Source organism: Streptomyces griseoruber (assembly GCF_001514205.1).
Taxonomy (GTDB): Bacteria; Actinomycetota; Actinomycetes; order Streptomycetales; family Streptomycetaceae; genus Streptomyces; species Streptomyces griseoruber.
In genome coordinates, this window is the sequence record NZ_KQ948771.1 from 374,222 (window position 1) to 380,444 (window position 6,223).

5 protein-coding genes are annotated in these 6,223 nt (G+C 68.8%); 3 read left to right on the plus strand and 2 right to left on the minus strand.

Annotated features, from left to right (window positions below):
* Positions 1-44 precede the first annotated feature (44 nt).
* Positions 45-791, minus strand: a complete 747-nt coding sequence (locus tag AQJ64_RS24030) for an IclR family transcriptional regulator (RefSeq protein WP_055634574.1) — start codon at positions 789-791, stop codon at positions 45-47.
* A gap of 204 nt (positions 792-995) precedes the next feature.
* On the opposite strand from AQJ64_RS24030, the gene betA reads away from it, so the two are divergent.
* Together betA and AQJ64_RS24040 are read left to right on the plus strand one after the other, a co-directional pair.
* Positions 996-2,666, plus strand: coding sequence for a choline dehydrogenase (betA, locus tag AQJ64_RS24035; RefSeq protein ID WP_055634573.1), 1,671 nt, complete (start codon positions 996-998; stop codon positions 2,664-2,666).
* Positions 2,667-2,669: 3 nt separating this feature from the next.
* Positions 2,670-3,506 (plus strand): methylenetetrahydrofolate reductase, encoded by an 837-nt coding sequence (locus tag AQJ64_RS24040; protein WP_055634572.1) that lies wholly within the window; start codon positions 2,670-2,672, stop codon positions 3,504-3,506.
* A gap of 69 nt (positions 3,507-3,575) precedes the next feature.
* Here the strand turns inward: AQJ64_RS24040 and purU are convergent, their stop codons facing one another.
* A complete protein-coding gene (purU, locus tag AQJ64_RS24045) occupies positions 3,576-4,448 on the minus strand; it encodes a formyltetrahydrofolate deformylase (protein WP_055634571.1) in 873 nt (290 codons plus the stop codon).
* Positions 4,449-4,679: 231 nt separating this feature from the next.
* On the opposite strand from purU, the gene AQJ64_RS24050 reads away from it, so the two are divergent.
* Entirely contained in the window at positions 4,680-6,149 is a 1,470-nt protein-coding gene (locus AQJ64_RS24050) for an aldehyde dehydrogenase family protein (protein WP_055634570.1), read from the plus strand.
* The last annotated feature ends 74 nt before the right edge of the window (positions 6,150-6,223 follow it).

The window sequence follows — 6,223 nt, forward strand, 5'->3', positions numbered from 1 at the left end:
TCAACGAACGCCTCGGCACCCCCCAGGGCTGACCCCGGGCCGGCTCAGCCCAGGAAGCCCATGCGGTGGCTGATCTCCTCCGCGCCCTTCAGGAGGATCGGGGAGAGCTCGTGCAGCCGCTCCTCGGTGAAGCGGTAGGAGGGACCCGACGCGCTGAGTGCCGCGATGACCACGCCGTCCCGGTCCCTGATCGGGGCGGCCATCGCGTGCAGCCCGATCTCCAGCTCCTCCAGTGTCCAGGCGTAGCCCCGCTCCCGGGCCTCCGCCAGGTTCTTCTCCAGCTTCGTCTTCGCGGTGATCGTGTGCGGGCCGACCTTCTCCAGGCCGGACTTCGCCAGCACCGCGGCCCGCTCCTTTGCGGGCAGATGGGCCAGCAGGACCTTGCCGCTCGACGTCGCGTGCAGCGGGGTCAGCTCACCGACCCAGTTGTGCGCGGCGACGGCCGCCGGACCGCGCACCTGGTACAGATTGATCGCGTAGTGCTCCTGCATGACCGCGATGTTCACCGTCTCGCCGATCTCCTCCGCGAGGCGCTCGCAGACGGGGCGGCCCTGCTGGGTGATGTCGAGACGTCCGGTGACCGCGCCGGCCAGGCGTACGATGCCGAAGCCGAGCCGGTACTTGCCGCGCTCGCCCGCCTGCTCCACCAGACCGCGCGCCTCCAGGGCACCGAGCAGGCGGAACGCGGTGGACTTGTGAACATCGATCTCGGCGGCCACCTCGCTGACGCCCGCCTCGCCGCGCTGGGCCAGGATTTCCAGCACGCTGATGGCGCGGTCGACCGACTGCACTCCGCCGGACTGCGTACTCGACGTTTCGGTGTCTGTGCTGTAGTTGCTCACAGCGCAACTATACGTGCAGTAAACAACGCCTTTGCAAGTAACCCGATCGAAACCGAGGCCACGTAAGTTGCGTGGCTCGCAACCTAGTGCGTATAGCGCTACTGGTATTAGGCTGCGTCGCACCATCTGTGGCGCAAGCGAGACGAGGGCACCATGGCTTCCCTGCAGTACGACTTCGTCATCGTCGGTGGTGGATCAGCCGGCAGCGCACTGGCGAACAGGCTCTCCGCGGACCCGGCGAACCGGGTCCTGGTACTGGAGGCCGGCCGGTCCGACTACCCGTGGGACGTGTTCATCCACATGCCGGCCGCCCTGACGTATCCGATCGGCAGCCGCTTCTACGACTGGAAGTACGAGTCCGAGCCCGAGCCCCACATGGGCGGCCGACGCGTCTACCACGCGCGCGGCAAGGTGCTGGGCGGCTCCAGCAGCATCAACGGCATGATCTTCCAGCGCGGCAATCCCATGGACTACGAGCGCTGGGCGGCCGATCCCGGCATGGAGAGCTGGGACTACGCGCACTGTCTGCCCTACTTCCGGCGGATGGAGAACTGTCTGGCCGCCGACCCCGACGACGAGTTCCGCGGCCACGACGGGCCCCTGGTCCTCGAACGCGGCCCGGCCAGCAACCCGCTGTTCGGCGCCTTCCTCAAGGCCACCGAGGAGGCGGGCTACCCGCCCACCGAGGACGTCAACGGTTACCGGCAGGAAGGCTTCGCCAAGTTCGACCGCAACGTCTCCCGCGGACGCCGGCTGTCGGCCTCCAAGGCCTACCTCAAGCCCGCCCGCAAGCGGCCCAACCTCACCGTCACCACCCGCGCCCTGGTCACCCGCGTCCTGTTCGAGGGCAAGAAGGCCGTCGGTGTCGAGTACCGCAAGGGCCGGGGCGCCCCCAAGCAGGTCCGCGCCAAGGAAGTCATCCTCTGCGGCGGCGCGATCAACTCCCCGCAGCTCCTCCAGCTCTCCGGCGTCGGCAACGCCGAGGAACTGCGCGCCCTCGGCATCGACGTCGTCCACGACCTCCCCGGCGTGGGCGAGAACATGCAGGACCACCTCGAGGTCTACATCCAGTACGGCTGCAAGCAGCCCGTCTCCATGCAGCCGTACCTGGCGAAGTGGCGCGCCCCCTTCATCGGGCTCCAGTGGCTGTTCCGCAAGGGCCCGGCCGCGACGAACCACTTCGAGGCCGGCGGCTTCGCCCGCAGCAACGAGGACGTGGACTACCCCAACCTGATGTTCCACTTCCTGCCCATCGCGGTCCGTTACGACGGCTCGGTGCCGGCCGGCGGCCACGGCTACCAGGTCCACGTCGGGCCCATGTACTCCGACGCGATCGGCTCGGTGAAGATCAAGAGCAAGGACCCGCGCGAACACCCCGCCCTGCGCTTCAACTACCTCTCCACCGAGCAGGACCGCCGCGAGTGGGTCGAGGCGATCCGGGTGGCCCGCAAGCTCCTCAACCAGCCCGCGCTCGCCCCCTACAACGACGGGGAGATCTCGCCCGGACCGTCGGTGGAGAGCGACGAGGAGATCCTCGAGTGGGTCGCCAAGGACGGCGAGACCGCCCTGCACCCCTCCTGCACCTGCAAGATGGGCACCGACGAGATGTCCGTCGTCGACCCCACCAGCATGCGGGTGCACGGTGTGGAGGGCCTGCGCGTGGTCGACGCCTCGGTCATGCCCTACGTCACCAACGGCAACATCTACGCCCCGGTGATGATGATCGCGGAGAAGGCCGCCGACCTGATCCTCGGCAAGGAACCCCTCGCCCCGTCCAAGGCCGCCTACTACCGCCACCGCGACGCCGAGACACAGGCCGGGTAGACCTTGACCGCCGACGGGCTGCGGCCGCTCCTGGAGCGCGTCCGCTACGAGGTACTGCCCGCGAAGACGACCGAGGAGAAGGTCCTCGCCCATGTACCGCGCGATGTCGTCGTCACCGTGACGGCGTCGCCGGTCAAGGGCCTGGAACCGACCCTCGACCTCACCGCGCGCCTCGGGGCGCACGGCTACCGCGTCGTCCCGCACGTGCCCGCGCGGCTGCTGCGGGACGACGCGCACCTCAAGGAGGTCACCGGCCGGCTCCGCGAGGCCGGTGTGGACGACGTCTTCGTGCCGGCGGGCGACGCGAACCCGCCCGCCGGGGCCTACGACGGTGCTCTGCCGGTCCTGCGCAGGCTGAGCGAGCTGGACAGCCCCTTCGCCCGCGTCGGCATCACCGGCTACCCCGAGACCCATCCCCTCATCCACGACGACATCACCATCCAGGCGATGTGGGACAAGCGTGAGCACGCCACGTACATCGTGAGCAACCTCTGCTTCGACGCGCGCGTGCTGGGCGACTGGATCGCCCGGATCCGGCGCCGGGACGTCGTCCTGCCCGTGCACGTGGGCGTCGCCGGGCCCGTGCAGCGGGCCAAGCTGCTCGCCATGGCGACGAAGATCGGTGTGGGGGAGTCGACGCGGTTCCTGACCAGGCACGCGTCGTGGTTCCTGCGCTTCGCCACCCCCGGGGGCTACTCGCCCGAGAGACTCCTCGGGCGCGCCGAGGAGGCCCTCACGGCGCCTTCCGCGGGCGTCGCGGGCCTCCATGTGTTCACGTTCAACCAGATCGCCGAGACGGAGAGGTGGCGGCGGGCTCTGCTGGACCGGCTCGCGAACTGACGAGAACCGTATACGACGGCGAGTGGGCGGGGCTGGAACTCCAGCCCCGCCCACTCGCCGCTGGACGACTCAGCGGAAGACGACCGTACGGTTGCCGTCCACCATCACACGGCTCTCGCTGTGCCACTTCACGGCGTGCGCCAGGACCTGCGCCTCGACGTCCCGGCCGACCGTGACCAGCTCGCCGGGGTCGAGGGAGTGGTCGACGCGGACCACGTCCTGTTCGATGATCTGGCCCTCGTCGAGATCCGACGTGACGTAGTGCGCGGTCGCGCCGACCAGCTTCACTCCCCGGTCGTACGCCTGGTCGTACGGCTTCGCTCCCTTGAAGCTGGGGAGGAAGGAGTGGTGGATGTTGATGGCGCGGCCCTCGAGCCGCTTGCACAGGTCGTCCGAGAGGATCTGCATGTAGCGGGCGAGCACGACGAGATCGACGTCCAGCTCGCGCATCAGCTCCAGCAGCCGCGCCTCTGCCTCGGGCTTGGTGTCCTTCGTCACAGGGACGTGGTGGAAGGGGATCCCATAGGTGTCCGCCAGGCCTTCGAAGTCCCGGTGGTTGGAGACGATCGCCGGGATTTCTATGTTGAGGGAACCCGTGCGCCGGCGGAACAGCAGATCGTTCAGGCAGTGCCCGAACTTGGACACCATGATGAGCGTCCTCGTCGGGGTCGACGCGTCCCGCAGGGTCCAGGAGATCCGATAGGCGTCCGCCACCGGACCGAATCGGTAACGCAGATTTTTCAGATCGGCACTCGGGTCCGAGACGTCGAAGTGGACCCTCATGAAGAAACGGCCCTGGAGGCGGTCGTCGAACTGCTGGCTCTCCAGGATGTTCCCGGAGTTCCGGACGAGGAAGCCGCTCACGGCATGGACCAGTCCCGCGCTGTCGGGACAGGAAAGGGTGAGTACGTACTCACGGCCGGGTTGAGGTCGGGGGGACATGGGCCTCCTCCGTCGGTGCGTAATGCACAACTCTGTGAGCGATACGCAACATAGTTGGCCCGGATGGGGTCCATGGTCAAGGTCTGCGGTCAAGGGAGAAGGGTCGAAAGGCCCCTTGCGAAATCGTCATCCGCCAACCTCTTGACGGATGTCCGTACATTGGCCAGGGTGTTCCACCACAAGCAATTGAATGCACGATGCGCAACGCATTTCAGCTGAAGGGCTTGGCGCGTGGCAGACCTGTATGTGGACGGTGAATGGCGGGAGCCGGTGGCCGGAGGCCGCCGTGACATCCGATGTCCCGCCGACGGAACGCTCTCCGCGACCGTATCGGAAGGGACACGTCCCGACACCGAGGCGGCGATCGCCGCGGCCCGTCGAGCCTTCGACGAGGGCCCCTGGCCGCAGACCCCCGAGCGGGAGCGCGGTGCCCTGCTGCTGCGCACCGCCGACCTCATCGAGCGCGACGCCAAGCTGTTCGCCCGCGCCGAGTCCCTCGACACCGGCAAGCGCCTGGTGGAGAGCGAGTACGACATCGCCGACGTCGTCTCCTGCTTCCGATACTACGGCGGCCTCGGCGGAACCGACGCGGGCCGCGTGATCGACACCGGCCGCGACGACGCCGTGAGCCGCGTGGTCTACGAGCCCGTCGGCGTGTGCGGGCTGATCACCCCCTGGAACTACCCCCTCCTCCAGGCATCCTGGAAGGTGGCCCCCGCCCTGCTGGCCGGCAACACCTTCGTCCTGAAGCCCAGCGAGCTGACCCCCTCCACCTCCATCCTGCTGCTGAAGGCCCTGGAGGAGGCCGGACTCCCGGCCGGCGTCGGCAACCTCGTCCTGGGCGGCGGCCCCGAGGTGGGCGCCCCGCTCTCCGAGCACCCGGGCGTCGACCTGGTCTCCTTCACCGGCGGCCTGGAAACCGGCAAGCGGATCATGGCCACCTCCGCGGCGACCGTGAAGAAGGTGGCGCTGGAACTCGGCGGCAAGAACCCCAATGTGATCTTCGCCGACGCCGACTTCGAGACAGCGGTGGACTTCGCCCTCACGGCCGTCTTCCTGCACTCGGGCCAGGTCTGCTCGGCCGGCGCCCGGCTGATCGTCGAGGACTCCCTCCACGACCGGCTGGTCGACGAGGTCGTGCGCCGGGCCCGCCGGATCCGGCTCGGCGGCCCCTTCGACCCCGACGCCGAGACCGGCGCGCTGATCTCCGCCCAGCACCTGGCCAAGGTCGAGGCGTACGTGGCGGCCGGCCTCGCCGAGGGCGCCGTCCTGCGCTGCGGCGGCGAGCGCCCCACCGACCCCGCCCTCGCGGGCGGCCACTACTACCCGCCGACCGTCCTCGACGAGTGCCGGCAGGACATGCGCGTGGTGCACGAGGAGTCCTTCGGACCCGTGCTGACCGTGGAGCGCTTCACCGACGAGGACGACGCCGTACGGATCGCCAACGACACCGAATACGGCCTCGCCGGAGCCGTCTGGACGCAGGACGCCGGCAAGGCCCAGCGGGTCGCCCGGCGACTGCGTCACGGCACGGTGTGGATCAACGACTACCACCCCTATGTGCCGCAAGCGGAATGGGGTGGTTTCGGACACTCGGGCGTGGGCCGCGAGCTGGGACCGACCGGCCTGAACGAGTACCGAGAGCCCAAGCACATCTGGCAGAACATCCAACCCCGGCCGCAGCACTGGTTCCGCGGCTGAACGCCGAAAAGAGGGCGATCGTGACCCCCACACAGACCGAGGTATCCCAGCGGCGCGGCACACCTCAGGAATCT